This is a genomic window from Janthinobacterium kumbetense, assembly GCF_023703445.1.
GTDB classification, from domain to species: domain Bacteria; phylum Pseudomonadota; class Gammaproteobacteria; order Burkholderiales; family Burkholderiaceae_D; genus Janthinobacterium; species Janthinobacterium kumbetense.
Window position 1 is genome coordinate 103,634 of record NZ_JAMQGR010000004.1, and the last position, 15,562, is coordinate 119,195.

General features: G+C 63.7%; 16 protein-coding genes. 11 read left to right on the plus strand and 5 right to left on the minus strand.

Annotated elements, in window-relative coordinates; genetic code table 11:
* The first annotated feature begins 79 nt into the window (after positions 1 to 79).
* The 7 genes from fba to NCG91_RS14140 all read left to right on the plus strand — a co-directional run bounded on the left by fba (position 80) and on the right by NCG91_RS14140 (position 7,321).
* Positions 80 to 1,144, plus strand: a complete 1,065-nt coding sequence (gene fba, locus NCG91_RS14110) for a class II fructose-bisphosphate aldolase (protein ID WP_010401625.1) — start codon at positions 80 to 82, stop codon at positions 1,142 to 1,144.
* A 104-nt stretch (positions 1,145 to 1,248) separates the two neighbouring features.
* The gene (locus NCG91_RS14115) at positions 1,249 to 2,142 is read left to right on the plus strand and encodes a phosphoribosylaminoimidazolesuccinocarboxamide synthase (RefSeq protein ID WP_251350131.1); all 894 of its coding nucleotides are present in this window, start codon (positions 1,249 to 1,251) and stop codon (positions 2,140 to 2,142) included.
* A gap of 1 nt (position 2,143) precedes the next feature.
* Complete coding sequence (gene purE / locus NCG91_RS14120; protein WP_077408673.1) at positions 2,144 to 2,641, plus strand: 5-(carboxyamino)imidazole ribonucleotide mutase; 498 nt, start codon at positions 2,144 to 2,146, stop codon at positions 2,639 to 2,641.
* 15 nt (positions 2,642 to 2,656) lie between these two features.
* Positions 2,657 to 3,865: a 5-(carboxyamino)imidazole ribonucleotide synthase gene (locus NCG91_RS14125; RefSeq protein WP_251350132.1), complete on the plus strand. Its 1,209-nt coding sequence runs from the start codon at positions 2,657 to 2,659 to the stop codon at positions 3,863 to 3,865.
* Positions 3,862 to 4,881, plus strand: coding sequence for an L-threonylcarbamoyladenylate synthase (locus tag NCG91_RS14130; RefSeq protein ID WP_099666369.1), 1,020 nt, complete (start codon positions 3,862 to 3,864; stop codon positions 4,879 to 4,881). The genes NCG91_RS14125 and NCG91_RS14130 overlap by 4 nt, the downstream gene beginning before the upstream one ends.
* Positions 4,882 to 5,122: 241 nt before the next feature.
* Entirely contained in the window at positions 5,123 to 6,535 is a 1,413-nt protein-coding gene (locus NCG91_RS14135; RefSeq protein WP_251350133.1) for an SGNH/GDSL hydrolase family protein, read from the plus strand.
* A 99-nt stretch (positions 6,536 to 6,634) separates the two neighbouring features.
* Positions 6,635 to 7,321 (plus strand): OmpW/AlkL family protein, encoded by a 687-nt coding sequence (locus tag NCG91_RS14140; RefSeq protein ID WP_180278678.1) that lies wholly within the window; start codon positions 6,635 to 6,637, stop codon positions 7,319 to 7,321.
* Positions 7,322 to 7,360: 39 nt separating this feature from the next.
* Here the strand turns inward: NCG91_RS14140 and NCG91_RS14145 are convergent, their stop codons facing one another.
* Positions 7,361 to 7,867, minus strand: a complete 507-nt coding sequence (locus NCG91_RS14145; RefSeq protein ID WP_251350134.1) for a flavin reductase family protein — start codon at positions 7,865 to 7,867, stop codon at positions 7,361 to 7,363.
* Positions 7,868 to 8,043: 176 nt separating this feature from the next.
* Here NCG91_RS14145 and msrA point away from each other — a divergent pair, with 176 nt between their 5' ends.
* Positions 8,044 to 8,577 carry a peptide-methionine (S)-S-oxide reductase MsrA gene (msrA, locus tag NCG91_RS14150; RefSeq protein WP_251350135.1) on the plus strand — a complete coding sequence of 178 codons (534 nt, stop codon included), beginning with the start codon at positions 8,044 to 8,046 and terminating at the stop codon, positions 8,575 to 8,577.
* 18 nt (positions 8,578 to 8,595) lie between these two features.
* Here the strand turns inward: msrA and NCG91_RS14155 are convergent, their stop codons facing one another.
* Both NCG91_RS14155 and pdxH read right to left on the minus strand, forming a co-directional pair.
* Entirely contained in the window at positions 8,596 to 9,843 is a 1,248-nt protein-coding gene (locus NCG91_RS14155) for a class I SAM-dependent methyltransferase (protein ID WP_099668346.1), read from the minus strand.
* Between the two features lie 127 nt (positions 9,844 to 9,970).
* Positions 9,971 to 11,191 carry a pyridoxamine 5'-phosphate oxidase gene (pdxH, locus tag NCG91_RS14160; RefSeq protein ID WP_251350136.1) on the minus strand — a complete coding sequence of 407 codons (1,221 nt, stop codon included), beginning with the start codon at positions 11,189 to 11,191 and terminating at the stop codon, positions 9,971 to 9,973.
* Between the two features lie 112 nt (positions 11,192 to 11,303).
* Here pdxH and NCG91_RS14165 point away from each other — a divergent pair, with 112 nt between their 5' ends.
* Complete coding sequence (locus NCG91_RS14165; protein WP_251350137.1) at positions 11,304 to 12,167, plus strand: tRNA threonylcarbamoyladenosine dehydratase; 864 nt, start codon at positions 11,304 to 11,306, stop codon at positions 12,165 to 12,167.
* 10 nt (positions 12,168 to 12,177) lie between these two features.
* On the opposite strand, the gene thpR is transcribed toward NCG91_RS14165, so the two are convergent.
* Positions 12,178 to 12,696, minus strand: coding sequence for an RNA 2',3'-cyclic phosphodiesterase (gene thpR, locus NCG91_RS14170; protein WP_251350138.1), 519 nt, complete (start codon positions 12,694 to 12,696; stop codon positions 12,178 to 12,180).
* 95 nt (positions 12,697 to 12,791) lie between these two features.
* Here thpR and NCG91_RS14175 point away from each other — a divergent pair, with 95 nt between their 5' ends.
* Both NCG91_RS14175 and cysK read left to right on the plus strand, forming a co-directional pair.
* A complete protein-coding gene (locus NCG91_RS14175; protein ID WP_077408663.1) occupies positions 12,792 to 13,256 on the plus strand; it encodes an FKBP-type peptidyl-prolyl cis-trans isomerase in 465 nt (154 codons plus the stop codon).
* An 84-nt stretch (positions 13,257 to 13,340) separates the two neighbouring features.
* The gene (cysK, locus tag NCG91_RS14180) at positions 13,341 to 14,273 is read left to right on the plus strand and encodes a cysteine synthase A (protein WP_251350139.1); all 933 of its coding nucleotides are present in this window, start codon (positions 13,341 to 13,343) and stop codon (positions 14,271 to 14,273) included.
* On the opposite strand, the gene NCG91_RS14185 is transcribed toward cysK, so the two are convergent.
* Positions 14,234 to 15,523 carry an SGNH/GDSL hydrolase family protein gene (locus tag NCG91_RS14185; RefSeq protein ID WP_251350140.1) on the minus strand — a complete coding sequence of 430 codons (1,290 nt, stop codon included), beginning with the start codon at positions 15,521 to 15,523 and terminating at the stop codon, positions 14,234 to 14,236. The genes cysK and NCG91_RS14185 overlap by 40 nt on opposite strands.
* Positions 15,524 to 15,562 lie beyond the last annotated feature (39 nt).

Genomic DNA, 15,562 nt, shown 5'->3' on the forward strand with positions numbered 1-15,562 from the left:
GAAAGAATTCAGGCGCCGCCGCGGTTATTGACCACCGCGAAGCGCCGCAACGGTTTCTATTGTTATCTGGAGTATTACCATGTCTCTCGTATCCATGCGTCAACTGCTGGACCATGCTGCCGAAAACGGTTATGGCATTCCTGCTTTCAACGTCAATAACCTGGAGCAAGTGCAAGCCATCATGGCTGCCGCCGATGCGCTGAACAGCCCGGTGATCATGCAAGCGTCCGCTGGCGCGCGCAAGTACGCCGGTGAAGCGTTCCTGCGCCACCTGATCGACGCGGCTGTCGAAGCGTATCCGCACATTCCTGTCGTCATGCACCAGGATCACGGCCAGTCGCCGGCCGTCTGCATGGCCGCCATCCGCTCGGGTTTTACTTCCGTGATGATGGACGGTTCGCTGGAGGCGGACGGCAAGTCGGTTGCTTCCTACGAATACAACGTGGAAGTGTCGCGTGAAGTGGTGAAATTCTCGCACGCCATCGGCGTGACGGTGGAAGCGGAACTGGGCGTGCTCGGTTCGCTGGAAACCATGAAGGGCGACAAGGAAGACGGCCACGGCGCCGACGGCACCATGACCCGCGAGCAACTGCTGACGGACGTGGCGCAAGCGGCCGATTTCGTGCAGCGCACCCAGTGCGACGCCCTGGCGATCGCCATCGGCACCTCGCACGGCGCGTACAAGTTTACCCGCAAGCCGACGGGCGACATCCTGGCCATCGACCGCATCAAGGAAATCCACGCGCGCATCCCGAACACCCACCTGGTGATGCACGGTTCGTCGTCGGTGCCGCAGGAATTGCTGGCCATCATCCGCGAATTCGGCGGCGACATGAAGGAAACCTACGGCGTGCCAGTCGAGGAAATTCAGGAAGGCATCCGTCACGGCGTGCGCAAGATCAACATCGATACCGACATCCGCCTGGCGATGACGGCCGCGATCCGCAAGTACCTGTTCGAGAACCCGTCGAAATTCGACCCGCGCGACTTCCTGAAGCCAGCCCGCACCGCCGCCGAGCAAATCGTGCGCGCGCGCATGCAGGCGTTCGGCTGCGAAGGCCAGGCGTCGAAAATCAAGGTCATCACGATGGAAAAAATGGCCGAGCGCTACAAGGCCGGCGAGCTGTCGCAAATTGTGAAGTAAAATTCTGTCTGGAACGGGCCGGAAGCAATGCTCCGTGCCCGATTTTCTCGACCGGCGGGCATCCCCTGCCTGCCGGTTTCGTTTCATCCAACTATTCCCCCGCTATGAACAGCCTCTATCAGACTTCCATCCACTCCCTGCCATTGCTGGGCCACGGCAAGGTCCGCGACAACTACGCCGTTGGCGACGACAAGATCTTGATCGTCACCACGGATCGCCTGTCGGCCTTCGATGTCGTCATGAACGAGCCTATCCCCGGCAAGGGCAAGGTCCTCAACCAGATGAGCGACTTCTGGTTCGAGAAACTGGGCCACATCGTGCCGAACCACCTGACCGGCGTGGCGCCGGAATCCGTGGTGGCGCCAGAGGAAGTGGAGCAAGTGCAAGGCCGCGCCGTGGTGGCCAAGCGCTTGAAACCGATCATGGTGGAGGCAGTCGTGCGCGGCTACATCATCGGTTCGGGCTGGAAAGATTACCAGGATACGGGCAGCATCTGCGGCATCGCCTTGCCAGCGGGCTTGCAACAGGCGGAAAAACTGCCGGAGCCGATCTTCACCCCGGCAGCCAAGGCCGAACTGGGCGAGCATGATGAAAACATCAGCTTTGCTGAAATGGAAGAGCGCATCGGTGCCGAGCTGGCCGCCAAGATGCGCGACATCGCCATTGCCCTGTACAAGACGGCCGCCGAATATGCGGCCACGCGCGGCATCATCATCGCCGACACCAAGTTCGAATTCGGCCTGGACGACAATGGCGTCATGCATCTGATGGATGAAGTGCTGACGGCCGACTCGTCGCGCTTCTGGCCTGCCGATTCCTACCAGCCAGGCATTTCGCCGCCATCGTTCGACAAGCAATTCGTGCGCGATTACCTGGAAACATTGACCTGGGGCAAGACCGCGCCAGCGCCGGCGCTGCCGGCCGACGTCATCGAAAAAACCCAGGCCAAGTACTTCGAAGCCATCGAACGCCTGACGGGCGAGAAGCTGAAGGCCTGAGATGAGCGAGCAGAATAAGCCGCTGGTCGGCGTCATCATGGGGTCGTCCTCGGACTGGGACGTGATGCAGAATGCGGTTGCCATCCTGAAACAGTTTGGCGTGCCGTACGAAGCGCAAGTCATTTCCGCACACCGCATGCCCGACGAGATGTATGCGTACGCGAAAAGCGCGCGCGCGCGCGGCTTGCGCGCCATCATCGCCGGCGCCGGCGGCGCGGCCCACTTGCCTGGCATGGTGGCAGCGATGACCATCGTGCCCGTGCTGGGCGTGCCCGTGCCATCGAAATACTTGCGTGGCGAAGACTCCATGCTGTCCATCCTGCAAATGCCCAAGGGCGTGCCGGTGGCCACTTTCGCCATCGGCGAAGCGGGCGCGGCGAATGCGGCGCTGACGGCCGTGGCGATGCTGGCCGCTAATGACGATGTCCTGGCCGAAAAGCTGGAAGCGTTCCGTACCACGCAAACGGCCGCCGCCAAGGCCATGGTCTTGCCTGATTAATATGTTTGAAAAATAATGAATAGTAAATCGACTTCCCCATTGCTGCCTGCCGCCCATCCACCGGCATGGCTGGGCGTGATGGGCGGCGGCCAGCTCGGCCGCATGTTTGCCCAGGCCGCCCAGAGCATGGGCTACCAGGTTGCAGTTCTTGAACCTGTGCTGGAGCCAGCCGCTACTTGCCCTGCGGGGCAGGTGGCGCAGCGCCTGGTCCATGCCGCATATGATGATGTGGCCGGTCTCGACGCCTTGGCGGCACAATGCCTGGCTGTCACCACCGAGTTCGAGAACGTGCCGGCCGACAGCCTGTCGCGCCTGGCCGAACGCGTGTTTGTTGCCCCCAACGCCCACGGCGTGTCGGTGGCGCAAGATCGCATCGCGGAAAAACGTTTCTTTGTCGACTGTGCCGCGAAATCGGGCGTGTTGCCGGCGCCGCATAGGGTCATTGCCACGCAGGACGATATCGACGCCATCGGCGACGACTTGCTGCCCGGCATACTGAAAACCGTGCGCATGGGCTATGACGGCAAGGGCCAGTTCCGCGTGCGCACGCGCGACGACGTGCGCGCCGCCTTTGCGGAAATGGGCGAGGTAACTTGCCTGTTGGAAAAAATGTTGCCGCTGGCGTATGAAGTGTCCGTGCTGACGGCGCGCGGCGTGGATGGCCAGTCGGTCGTGTATCCGATCGCTGAAAACGTGCACCGCGACGGCGTCCTGTTTACCACTACCGTGCCGGGCCCGAACGTGTCGGACGACTGCGCCGCCAGGGCGCAGCGGGCGGCGCAAGCCATGGTCGCCGAACTCGGTTATGTCGGCGTGCTGTGCATCGAATTTTTCGTGCTGGACGACGGCAGCCTGGTGGTCAATGAAATGGCGCCCCGTCCCCACAACAGCGGCCACTACACGATGGACGCCTGCGTCACCAGCCAGTTCGCGCAGCAGGTGCGGGCCATGGCGCGTCTGCCGCTGGGCGACGTGCGCCAGCATTCGCCGGCCGTGATGCTCAACATTCTGGGCGACGCCTGGTTTGCCGACGACAGCGATGTTGCCTGCGAACCGGCGTGGGACCAGGTGCTGGCGCTGCCGGGCGCGTGCCTGCACCTGTATGGCAAGGACGACCCGCGCCGTGGCCGCAAGATGGGCCACCTGACCTTCATCGCGGCCACCTTGCCGCAAGCGCAGCAGCGCCTGCGCGACGCTTGCCTGATCCTGGGAATCGCGCCGTGAGCGTACTTGCACACGATCTGGCGGCGGCCGCTGCCGTGCTGGAAGGGGGCGGCCTCGTCGCTTTCCCGACGGAAACGGTGTATGGCCTGGGCGCCGATGCGGAAAACCCGGCCGCCGTGGCGCGCATCTACGAAGCCAAGGGCCGGCCTTCGGACCATCCCGTGATCGTGCACGTGGCGCCTGGCGCCGACTTGGCGCACTGGTCCGACGATATTCCGCCCGAAGCGCAGCAACTGGTGGCTGCCTTCTGGCCCGGTCCGCTGACCCTGATCGTCAGGCGCGCCGCGCATATTCCCGACGCCGTGTCCGGCGGCCAGGATACGGTGGGCTTGCGCTGCCCGTCGCATCCGGTGGCTATCGCATTGCTACGCACGTTCAAAGGCGGCAAGGGCGGCCTGGCGGCGCCGTCGGCGAACAAATTCGGCAATGTCAGCCCCACCACGGCGCAGCATGTGCGCGATGAATTCGCGGCGGAACTCGCCAGCGGCTTGCTGGGCCAGGTTCTCGACGGCGGACAGAGCGATGTCGGTATCGAATCGACCATCGTCGACCTGTCGCGCCTGGCCACGCACGGTCCCGTGCTGTTGCGTCCCGGCCATATCAGCAGCGAGCAGATCGCCGCCGTCATTGGCCGCGCACCGGCCGTGGCGGATGCGGCCGCGCCGCGCGCCTCGGGCACCCTGGAATCGCATTACGCACCGCACACGCCTGTTGCGATGCAGCACAGCGACGACGTGCGCGCCACCTTGAACCGCCTGCTCAATGACGGGCGCCGCGTGGCCCTGATCCACTACTCGGATCTGCCGCCGGCCAGCGCCAGCGTGCGCCTGGCAGCGACCCCGGAAAATTACGCACATGCGCTGTATGCCTCGCTGCGCACGATGGACCAGGTCGGCGCCGAGCTGATACTCGTCGAAGCACCGCCCACCGGCCCCGCGTGGCTGGGCGTGAATGACCGTCTGCGGCGTGCCGCCTTCGGCTCAAGTGGTATCTTGCAGCAATTTCTGTCCGCATAATAAAAGCCCCGCAAGGGGCTTTTTCTTGATGCAGCGCAATAGAGATGCTTGCCACGAAACATCTTATATCCTCCATAATTCAGCGGATCGCCCGGTCGTGACGGGGCGCTGGCGGTGTTGTTATTTCGTTGATTTTTAAAACATATTTTCTATACAAGCCTGAGGAACGATGGCATATTAGTTGGGTAGCGAATAGCACGCCCGTTCGTTTAGAAACCAGAAAAAAGACCGAGGAGACAAAATGCATCAAACAAAATTCGCGCTGGCCGTGCTGGCTGCGGCTGTCCTGGCAGGTTGCGGCGGCGCCAGTGGCGGTGATCAAGCCTTGAAAGTCAAATACACGGCGCAGGTGTCGTTCGGCGACAGCCTGTCCGATGTCGGTTCGTATGCCGTCGCCGGCGTGGCGGTGAGCGGTGGCGGCAAATTCACCATCAATGGCGACAATACCAAGATCAATCCTGAACTGACGGGCAAGAACTGGACCGAGCACCTGGCCGCGCAATTCGGCTTGCCGGCGCCATGCGCCGCCGAAACGGGCCTGGAAGGCAGCATTCCCTCCCTGCAGGCTCCGCGCGTCAAGCATGCGGGCTGCTTCGGCTACGCCATGGGCGGTTCGCGCGTCACCAACCCGGTCGGCCCGAACAACAAGTTGGCGGGCGGTGCGCTGGGCGCCCTGACCGTGCCCGTGGTGACGCAGATTGCGAACCACCTGGCCGTTTCCGGCGGCAAGTTCAGCGGTACGGAAGCCGTCTTCGTGATGGCGGGCGGTAACGACGTGCTGTTCCTGCTGGGCGACTTGCAAGCGAAGGCCACTGCTGCTGGCCAGACGGCTGGCGCGGCTGCCGGTGCCGCTGCTGGCGCGAAAGCCTTTGCCTCCAATCTGGTTGCTGCCCTGGCAGCGCGCGCCGCCAACCCTGCCACGGCAGCGCAAGCCATCGGCGCGGCCGTGGCGGCCGCCGCTGCGGCGCCTGGCGCCACGTCAGCATCGATCGTGGGCGCTGCCGTGACCGCTGCCGCCACCGCCGGCGATACGGCGGTCGCTTCGCCAGCCGTGTATAGCCCGCTGGTGACCAAGGCGCAAGCCGATGCGACGGTCACCGGCAACGCCGCCGGTGCCGCTGCCGGCGCCAAGGCTGGTGCCGATTACGCCGCGGCGAATGGTCCTGCACTGGTTGGTGCCATGAAACAGGCTGGCACCGAGCTGGTGGCGCTGGTCAAGGATCAGATCATCGCCAAGGGCGCCAACTATGTCATCGTCAACAACCTGCCGGACGTGGCCGGCACGCCATCGGGCCTGAGCAAGGATGCCAATACCAAGGCGCTCATCAATGCCATGGTCAGCGCCTTCAACGGAGAGCTGAGCGGGGGCTTGAACGGCAACGCGAAAGTCTTGCTGGTCGACGTGTTTGCCGTCAGCCATGACCAGGGCGTCAATCCTGGCCCGTATGGCTTGACCAACGTCAGCGAGACGGCGTGCGACCTGAGCACGGCGAAGAATTTCCTGGGCAGCTCGCTCGTGTGCAATGGCACGAACCTGAAAGCGGGCGACGTCAGCCACTACTCGTATGCCGACGATGTGCACCCTACGCCGTTCAACAACCTGTTGCTGGCCCGTTATGTGGCCAAGGACATGGTCGTGCGGGGCTGGCTGTAAGGGAGGGCCGCGCCAGCTGCATCCCCGTGATGTGGCTGGCGCTGGCAGCGACAAGACTGGATAGCGGGGCTATCCGCACATAATGAATCAGGAGACAAGATGAAGAATCGTTTGAATACCGCTGTACGCGTGCTGGCCGCGGCCGCCGCGATGGCCATGGCGACGGGCGCTTCGGCGCAAAGCGCAGGCACCTGGATGGCCAAGGCTGGCCTCAACAAGATCACGCCGCACGTGGAAAGTGGCGACATTTCCGCGCCAGCATTGCCGGGCACGAAAGCCGACGTCAAGTCGGATACCAAGCCCATCCTGACCTTTGCCTACATGATCACGGACAATGTTTCCGCTGAAATGATTTTGGGCGTGCCGTACAAGCATGACCTGATCGGCGCCGGTTCCATCAAGGGCACGGGCAAACTGGGGACGGCGGAAGCCTTGCCGCCGACGGCCTTCATCCAGTACCGTTTCTTCCAGCCCAATGCGATGATCCGCCCATACGTGGGCGCGGGCTTGACGTATGCCTATTTCCAGAAGGAAAAAGGCTCGGGCCAGATGACGGCCTTGCTGGATCCGGGTGGAAAACCCGTGACTTACCGCATGGACAACAAGCTGACAGGCAGCCTGGTGGTCGGCAGCACCCTGGCCTTCAACGAGCGCTGGTTTGCCGATGTGGCCGTGGTCAAGACTTACCTGAAAACCAAGGCGAAATTCTCCACGGGGCAGACGCAGGACATCAAGCTCGACCCGGTCGCCGTGAGTATCAGCATCGGGTATAACTTTACCCTGTAAAACAAAAAATCCGCCTCGGCGGATTTTTTTTTGTCCCGCTCAGGCTGGCGGTGTATTGAACTTACCATTGTGGAAGATCAAGGGCGGCTGCGCGGCAAACGCGCATTGTTCCACTTCGCCCACAAAAATGACGTGGTCGCCTTCCGGATAGCGGCTGCGGTTGTGGCATTCGAACCAGGCCGATGCGCCTTTCAGGATGGGCTGGCCCGTGCGCGACAGTTCGTATTCGACGTCGTCGAAGGGATTCGGCGTGCGGCGTGAAAAGCGCGTGGCCAGTTCCGCCTGCTCGGCGCCCAGCACATTGATGACGTAATGCGAGTTGCCGCTGAAAATGGGCATGCTGTTCGCCACGGAACCGAGGCTCCACAGCACCAGGGGCGGCGACAGCGAGACGGAATTGAAGGAACTGGCCGTCAAGCCGCGGAAACTGCCGTCGGCCAGGCGCGTCGTAATGACCGTCACGCCGGTGGCAAACTGCGACAGTGCCTGGCGGAAATGTGTCGTATCGAATTCTTGCGCGGGCGCGCGGGGAGAGCGTGTGTTCATGGGTGACCTGTCTATTTGCTGACATTATGCCAAAAATCGGCCATGCCAGCGCAATCGTGGCCGGCATGCCCGTATGTGCGGTGTCCCACGCGCCGTTTCAAGCGACGCTGCAAGCCATGGCGCTTTGCGTTACAGTGGTGAAATGATAAGTCGCAGCAGCGTTGCGGGAGGACATCATGAATCAACAGACGGAAGTGGCGGTATTCGGCGGTGGCTGTTTCTGGTGCCTCGCCGCCGTGTATGGGGAAGTGCGCGGCGTGACGCGCGTCGAGTCCGGCTACACGGGCGGCAGCGTGCCCCATCCCAGCTACGAACAGGTGTGCACGGGCGAGACGGGCCACGCGGAAGTGGTGCGCCTGGAATTCGACCCTGCCATCATCGCTTACCACGACTTGCTGGAAATCTTTTTTACGCTGCACGACCCCACCACCCTGAATCGCCAGGGAAATGATGTCGGCACGCAATTTCGCTCCGTCATCTGTTACCAGTCGGCCGCGCAGGAAAGCGTGGCGCGCAAGGTAGTGGCCGAAATGGCCGGCGTGTGGGATGCGCCCATCGTTACGCAGCTGGCGCCGGCCGCCACTTTTTATCCGGCCGAGGATTACCACCAGAATTATGTCGAGCAGCATCCCTTGCAGGGCTATTGCGCCCTCGTCGTCGCGCCCAAGGTGGAGAAATTCCGCGCCATGTACGCGGGCCGCCTGAAGTAAGACGGCCCCGCGCGCCTGTCAGGGCGCGAGCACGGGCGCCGGCCTTGTTTCCTGCGTATTCTCTTGCGCATACATGTAGTTGCGTGACCAGGGCAGGGTGGACGAGCGCCGGCCCGCCTTCACGCAGACGATCTGGTACAGGCTGATCAAATCTTGCTCGAAGGCATAGGCGCAGCCGGCCAGGTAGACGTGCCAGATGCGGAAGCGCCGTTCGCCCGCCAGCGGACGGATCTGCTCGGCATGGGCTTCGAAATTCTCCGTCCACAGGGCGCAGGTGCGCGCATAGTGGCGGCGCAGGTTTTCCACGTCCAGCACTTCCAGTCCCCCCTGCTGCATGGTTTTCAAGACATTGCCGATGTGCGCCAGCTCGCCGTGCGGAAACACATACTTTTCGATGAACTCGCCGCCGCCATACGGCGTTTCGCCATTGTCCGGGTCGGTCGAGGTGATGCCGTGGTTCATCGCCATGCCATCGGGCGCGAGCAGCTTGTGGATGATGGAAAAGTAGTCGGGCAAGTGTTTCAGGCCCACGTGCTCGAACATGCCCACGCTGGTGATGCGGTCGAACTGGCCCGTGACGTCGCGGTAGTCTTGCAGGCGGATATCGATCAAGTGGGCCAGGCCGGCCGCCGCCACGCGCTCGCGCGCCAGCGCGTACTGGTTCTCCGACAGGGTCACGCCCACGCAGCGGGCGCCATATTGCTGCGCGGCACGAATCACGAGCGCGCCCCAGCCGCAGCCGATGTCGAGCAGGGTCTGGCCCGGCTGCAGCTGGATTTTCTTCAGGATATGGTCGATCTTCTTGACCTGCGCCTGCGCCAAGGTTTCATCGCCGTGTTCGAAATACGCGCAGGAATACACGAGGGCGGGGTCGAGAAATTGTTCATAGAACGCGTTCGACACGTCGTAGTGGTAGCGGATGGCTTCGGCATCCTTGCTCTTGTCGTGCGTAAAGCTGCGCACGATGCGGGCCAGCTTGCCTTCCGGCTTCAAGGTCGTGCGCGCCAGGGCATTGCAGATGGAAATCATGTCCATCGCCGTACCCTTGACCTCGATATTGCCTTCCACATAGGCCGAGCCCAGGTTGGCCAGCGACGGGTTCAGCAGGTAGCGGGCCGAGGCGACGGTCGGCAGGCGGATGGTGACTCTGGGCGCTTCGCTGGACAGGTCGACATGCTGGCCATTCCACAATTCTATGCGCAGCGGCAAGGCGGTCTTGCTGCGGATGCTGGCGATCCAGGACTTGAGTTGGTTTTGTACAAACAAAATGGCCTCCAATGAAGCGGCCGCCATGGCAGCCGCAAATTGAGAAACAATGTCATTTAGTAACTTCTACCCTCATAGCCTACACCTATATTGACCAGCTTGCTTTGCGCCGCCTTGCTTATCCTGCTCAGGGTTGCAGGCGCTGCATGCTCCATTGCCCGTCAGCATCGCGGGTGAACACGATGCGGTCGTGGAAGCGCGAGCGGCGTCCCTGCCAGAATTCGATGCGTTCCGGCTGCAAACGGTAGCCGCCCCAGTGGGCGGGGCGCGGCGGCTGCGCATCGCCGATGGCGGCGGCCACGGCCTCGTAATGGCTTTCCAGCTCGGCGCGGCTGGCGATCGGTGTACTTTGCTGCGAGGCAATCGCTGATAGCCGGCTTTGCAGGGGACGCACATTGAAATACTCGTCGCTCTCGGCCGCCGTGGTCTTCACCACCGTGCCCTCGATGCGCACTTGCCGCTCCAGCTCGCGCCAGAAGAACAGCAGGGCCGCGTGCGGATTGTGCTCGAGTTGCTGGCCCTTGTCGCTGTTGTAATTCGTGTACCAGGTGAAACCCCGTTCATCGAACTGCTTGATCAGCACGATGCGCGAGCTGGGCTTGCCGTCGGGACTGACGGTGGACAAGCTCATGGCGTTCGGCTCGCTGACCTGGGACTTGAGCGCTTCGTCGAACCACTTTTCAAATTGCGCAATCGGGTCGCGCTGCACGTCTTCCTCGGATAACAGTCTTTGCACATAATCGATGCGCATGGCGGCCAGGGTGGCTGCATCGTGTACGGGCACGGTGGCCGCTGCCGGGGCGGCGGTCTCTTCCGGCGCGATGCCGCGGCGGCGCTGCATGGCCGTGCCCAGCTGCTCCATCTGTTGCGCGCTGAACAGGCGCTTGGCCATGGGCGCCAGCTGGCCTTCTTCCTTGGCCATGTGGGCCTGGTAAGCGGCAACATAATCGCGCACGCCGTCGGCGGACAGCTGCGTGCCCGTGCCGGCAGCGATGGCGTCCAGTTCCGGGCGCAGGGTCAGCCAGGCCTGATCCATGCGCTGGTGGTCGGCGAGGATTTCCGGCACCAGCGTGGTCAGCAGGGCGGCATCGTCGCCGGTGGCCGTCGCCTGCAGCATGGGCATCAAGTCCTGCTCTTCATCGTCATGGTGCAGATGGGCCGCTTTATTGAAATACTGCAACACCGCCTTGGCCGCCTGCTGCGCGTCCGCCGTGTTGCCGTGCTGCGCCAGATGGCCCAGCAGGTTTTGCAGGGTCGTCAGCTGCTTGCGGATCTTGTCGTGGCAATGCTTGAGCACGGCGATGGGCTGGTCAAAGCCGGGAACGGAGTCGAACAGGGGAGAGGTCATGGCGAGTTCTCGTGGTGAGCGGTGTGGGGGCGCGGCGACAATTGCTCTTGTCGCTGTGTCAATTCGGCTATTTTAGAATATCCGCCAGCGCAGTGTCCGTTAAAATGGCGCCATGCATACCTCCACCAATGAACTAATTTCCATGGACTTGACCGAGATCGATTTTGAGCGGCGTTTTGGCGGCATTGCCCGCCTGTACGGCGCGCCCGCGCTGGCGCGCTTCCGCGCCGCGCATGTGTGTGTGATCGGCGTGGGCGGCGTCGGTTCCTGGATCGTCGAAGCGCTGGCGCGCAGCGCCGTCGGCCGCCTGACCCTGATCGACCTCGATAATGTGGCCGAATCGAACATCAACCGCCAGATCCAGGCCATGAGCGACACCATCGGCAAGGCCAAGATCACGGCCCTGGCCGAACGCATCGAATTGATCAACCCGTTTTGCCAGGTCACGCAGATCGAGGATTTCATTACCCCCGATAATCTGGAGCAATTGCTGGGCGGGCGCGATTTCGACTACCTGGTCGACGCCATCGACAATGCCAAGGCGAAAGCGGCCGTGATTGCGTATTGCCGCGCGCGCAACATTCCCATGCTGACCATCGGCAGCGCGGGCGGGCAGACGGACCCGACACTGATCGCCGTGCGCGACTTGTCGAAGACGGAACAGGAACCGCTGCTCAAGCGCGTGCGCAAATTGTTGCGCACGGAATATGGTTTCCCCCGTGGCGTGAAAAACAAATTCAATGTCGACGCCGTGTTTTCCATGGAGCCGCTGAGCACGCCCGAGAGCGCGGAAGCGTGCGCCATCGACGGCAGCGCGCCCGCCGGCGTGACGGGACTCAATTGCGCCGGCTTCGGTTCCAGCGTGGTGGTGACGGCCAGCTTCGGCATGGTGGCGGCCGCCCATGCGCTGAAAAGCTTGCGCCAGGACAAAGTTGCTGAAGTGCCAGCGCCAATGTCAGTGCCGGACGCCGCCTGAGTCACGCTGCTTAAATCAGCTTCCTGCTGGCCAGGATGCGGTAATCGCCGCTGCTTTTCAGCGATTCCACCAGCACCAGTTCGTCCGCCTGCCAGGCGATGGGCGCGAAATCCTCGATGGCCGGCGGCGGCGCCTGGCGCGCCAGGGTCACGTGCGGCGTGAAGCGGTCGTGCTCGAAGCGCGGCGCCAGTCCCTGTTCCGCCAGACGCTGCATGCAGGCCGCGCGCAAGTCGAGCAAGGCGGGCGAGGACCGCGCCAGGGCGGCCCAGGCCAGCGCCAGCTGCGTAAAATGGCTGGCGTGATCGAACAGCAGGGGCATGGCATGCGCCGGCATGTCTTCCAGAATACCCAGCAGGGCGGGCAGCTCGCTGGCAGGGCGCTGGCCCAGGAAGGCCAGGGTCAGGTGCAGCTTGTCCGCGCGCACGGGCTTGCCTTCCAGACGCGCCTGCCAGGCGGCCAGGGCCGCGCGCGTGGCCGCATCGGGCCATAGCGCGTAAAACAGGCGGGGGCAATGGGCATCGGGCGACAAGTTTTTCCTATCGTTGCGGCGGTTTGCTATTATTGACGTTCCCTGCCGGTTCGCTGGCGCAGGGATCTCACCGAAACTCACTGAAAGAATACATCATGACGCGTAGCTCCGTTTTGTTTGCCCTGATCTGCTCCGTCGCCGCGTCGCTGGCGCAGGCACAGGCGCCAGCGCCTGTTCCCGCCTCCGCCGTCTCGCTGAGCCCCGGCCCTGTCGCCGATAAATTGATCTTGATCGACAACAAGGTCGGCACGGGCAAGGAAGCGTCCGCAGGCAACAACGTCACCGTGCACTACACGGGCTGGCTGTACCGTCCGCTGGCGAAAGATTCGCGCGGCAAGAAGTTCGACAGCTCCGTGGGCCGTGGCCCGTTTGACTTTCCGCTCGGCAAGGGCATGGTCATCAAGGGCTGGGACCAGGGCGTGGCCGGCATGAAAGTGGGCGGCAAGCGCACCCTGATCATTCCAGGCGAACTGGCCTACGGCCCGCGCGGCGCCGGCAATGGCGACATTCCGCCGAACTCGGCACTGATCTTCGATGTGGAATTGCTGGACGTGAAGTAATTGTTCAGTTTGGCGGCGGCGCATGCTCGCGCCGCCGCTAAAAGCGGTAGACTGGGGTTTCTTGAAATAGCGGAGCTTCCTTCCATGAACATCGCCAACGACGTCACTGAACTGATCGGCAACACCCCCCTGGTGCGCATCAACCGCATCGCCGCCGGCAGTGTGGCCACCATCCTGGCCAAACTCGAATTCTACAATCCCGCGCACAGCGTCAAGGACCGCATCGGCCTGTCCATGATCGTTGCGGCCGAAGCCGCCGGCAAGATCCATGCCGACACCGTCATCGTCGAGCCCACCAGCGGCAACACGGGCATCGCGCTGGCCATGGTGTGCGCCGCGCGCGGCTACCGCTGCACCCTCGTCATGCCCGACACCATGAGCCGCGAACGGCGCATCCTGCTGCGCGCCTACGGCGCCGAGCTGGTGCTCACGCCCGGCAGCGAAGGCATGCTGGGCGCCATCCGCAAGGCCGAGGAACTGGTGGCGGCCGACCCCCGCTACCTGATGTTGCAGCAATTCAATAACCCCGCCAATCCCGCCATCCACCGCGCCACGACGGCCGAGGAAATCTGGCGCGATACGGATGGACAAGTGGACATCGTCGTCGCCGGCGTGGGCACGGGCGGCACGATCACGGGCATCGGCGAAGTGTTGAAGGAACGCAAGCCTGGCCTGCAAATGATCGCCGTGGAACCGGAAGCGTCGCCGATGTTGTCGAAGGGGACCAAGGGACCGCACCCGATTCAGGGCATCGGCGCCGGCTTCGTGCCGCAGATTTTGAATACGGCCATCTACGACGAAATCATTTGCGTCAAGAACGACGACGCGTTCGCCACGGCGCGCCTGGCCGCCAGCGATGAAGGCTTGCTGGTCGGCATCTCTTCGGGCGCCGCCCTGTGGGCGGCCCTGCAAGTGGCGCGCCGTCCGGAAAACGCGGGCAAGACCATCGTTACCATCATCCCGTCGTTTGGCGAGCGCTACTTGAGCACGGCCTTGTACGCGGGACTGGGCGATTGATTCAATAGCAGCGGCAGGGCTATCCCTTCCGCCAGCGCCCGGTTGCCCGCGTCGCCCGGGTGCAGGTGGTCGCCCGAGTCGTAGGCGGGCAGCAGGCGCAGCGGGTGCGCGGGGTCGCGCGCCCACGCGTCGAAGTCGAGCACGGCGTCGAACGTGCCGCTGGCGCGTATCCACGCATTGAGTTGTTGCCGCAGCGCATCTTTATCAGGCTGATAATAGTCGCTCAGCGGCGTGCCGGGCAGGGCGCCTGCGAATGGCGTCAGGGTGGCGCCGACCACGCGCACGCCGCGGCTGCGGGCCTGGGCCACCAGCTGGGCGTAGCCGCTGCTCAGTTCCTCCAATGTCGGCCGCTGCTCCCGTGGCGCAAACGCCGTGCCGGGCCAGCTGATGTCATTGATCCCCAGCAAGACGACGACCGTGCGCACGCCCGGCTGCGCCAGCACGTCGCGCTCGAAGCGGGCCAGGGCATTGGTTCCCATGCCGTCGGACAACAGCCTCGCACCGGAAATACCCGCATTGATCACGGCCACGCCCTGCGGCGCCAGGCGTTCGGCCAGGAAATCGGGCCAGCGCGCATCCATCCCCAGGCTGGCGCTGGCGCCATCGGTGATCGAATCTCCCAGGATGGCCACGGCTTGCGCGGCTGGCGCCGCTTCCACCTGGATGGCGCTCAGTAAAAGGCGCGCCGTGGTGGTGTGCACGCCGGGAGAGTCATCGATGCGCGCGGCCTGCGTCTGGTCCTGCGGGGCGATCCAGGCCGTCTCGCGGCCATCCCAGTGAAACGTGGAAGTCGGGCTGGCTTGCGGCAGGTGGATGCTCACCGTCAGCCGGGCCAGGTCCGGCACGGGCAGGTCGACGGGGTCGCTGACGAGCGGCGCGCCCGGCGCCACGCTGGCCGAGGGTTGGCCGGAAAACGTGAGCGTGCGCAGGCTGCCCGCTTCGATGGCCGAACCGGAAGCGGCCAGGGCCACGGTGGCCGCGCCGATGCGCAGCGGCACCTTGCCATACGCATTCGACAGCACGATGCGCACGCGCGGGCCGCCCACGCTGAGGCGTGCTACCTGGCGCACGGTGTGCCCGTGCAGCACGGCGGGCACGTTGCTGGGGAACAGGAAGTCGCTGCTCCACACGGCTTGCGGGCTGGCCGTCCAGCTGGCCAGCCAGGCGGTGTCCGCATTGGCGGCCTGGGCAGGGCCTGTGCCGAGTGCCAGGCTCAGCAGGGCGGCGGGGAGGATGGAAAATCGTTGCATGGCGGCTCGCTTCATCAAGGGGAATGTGCGCATGATGCA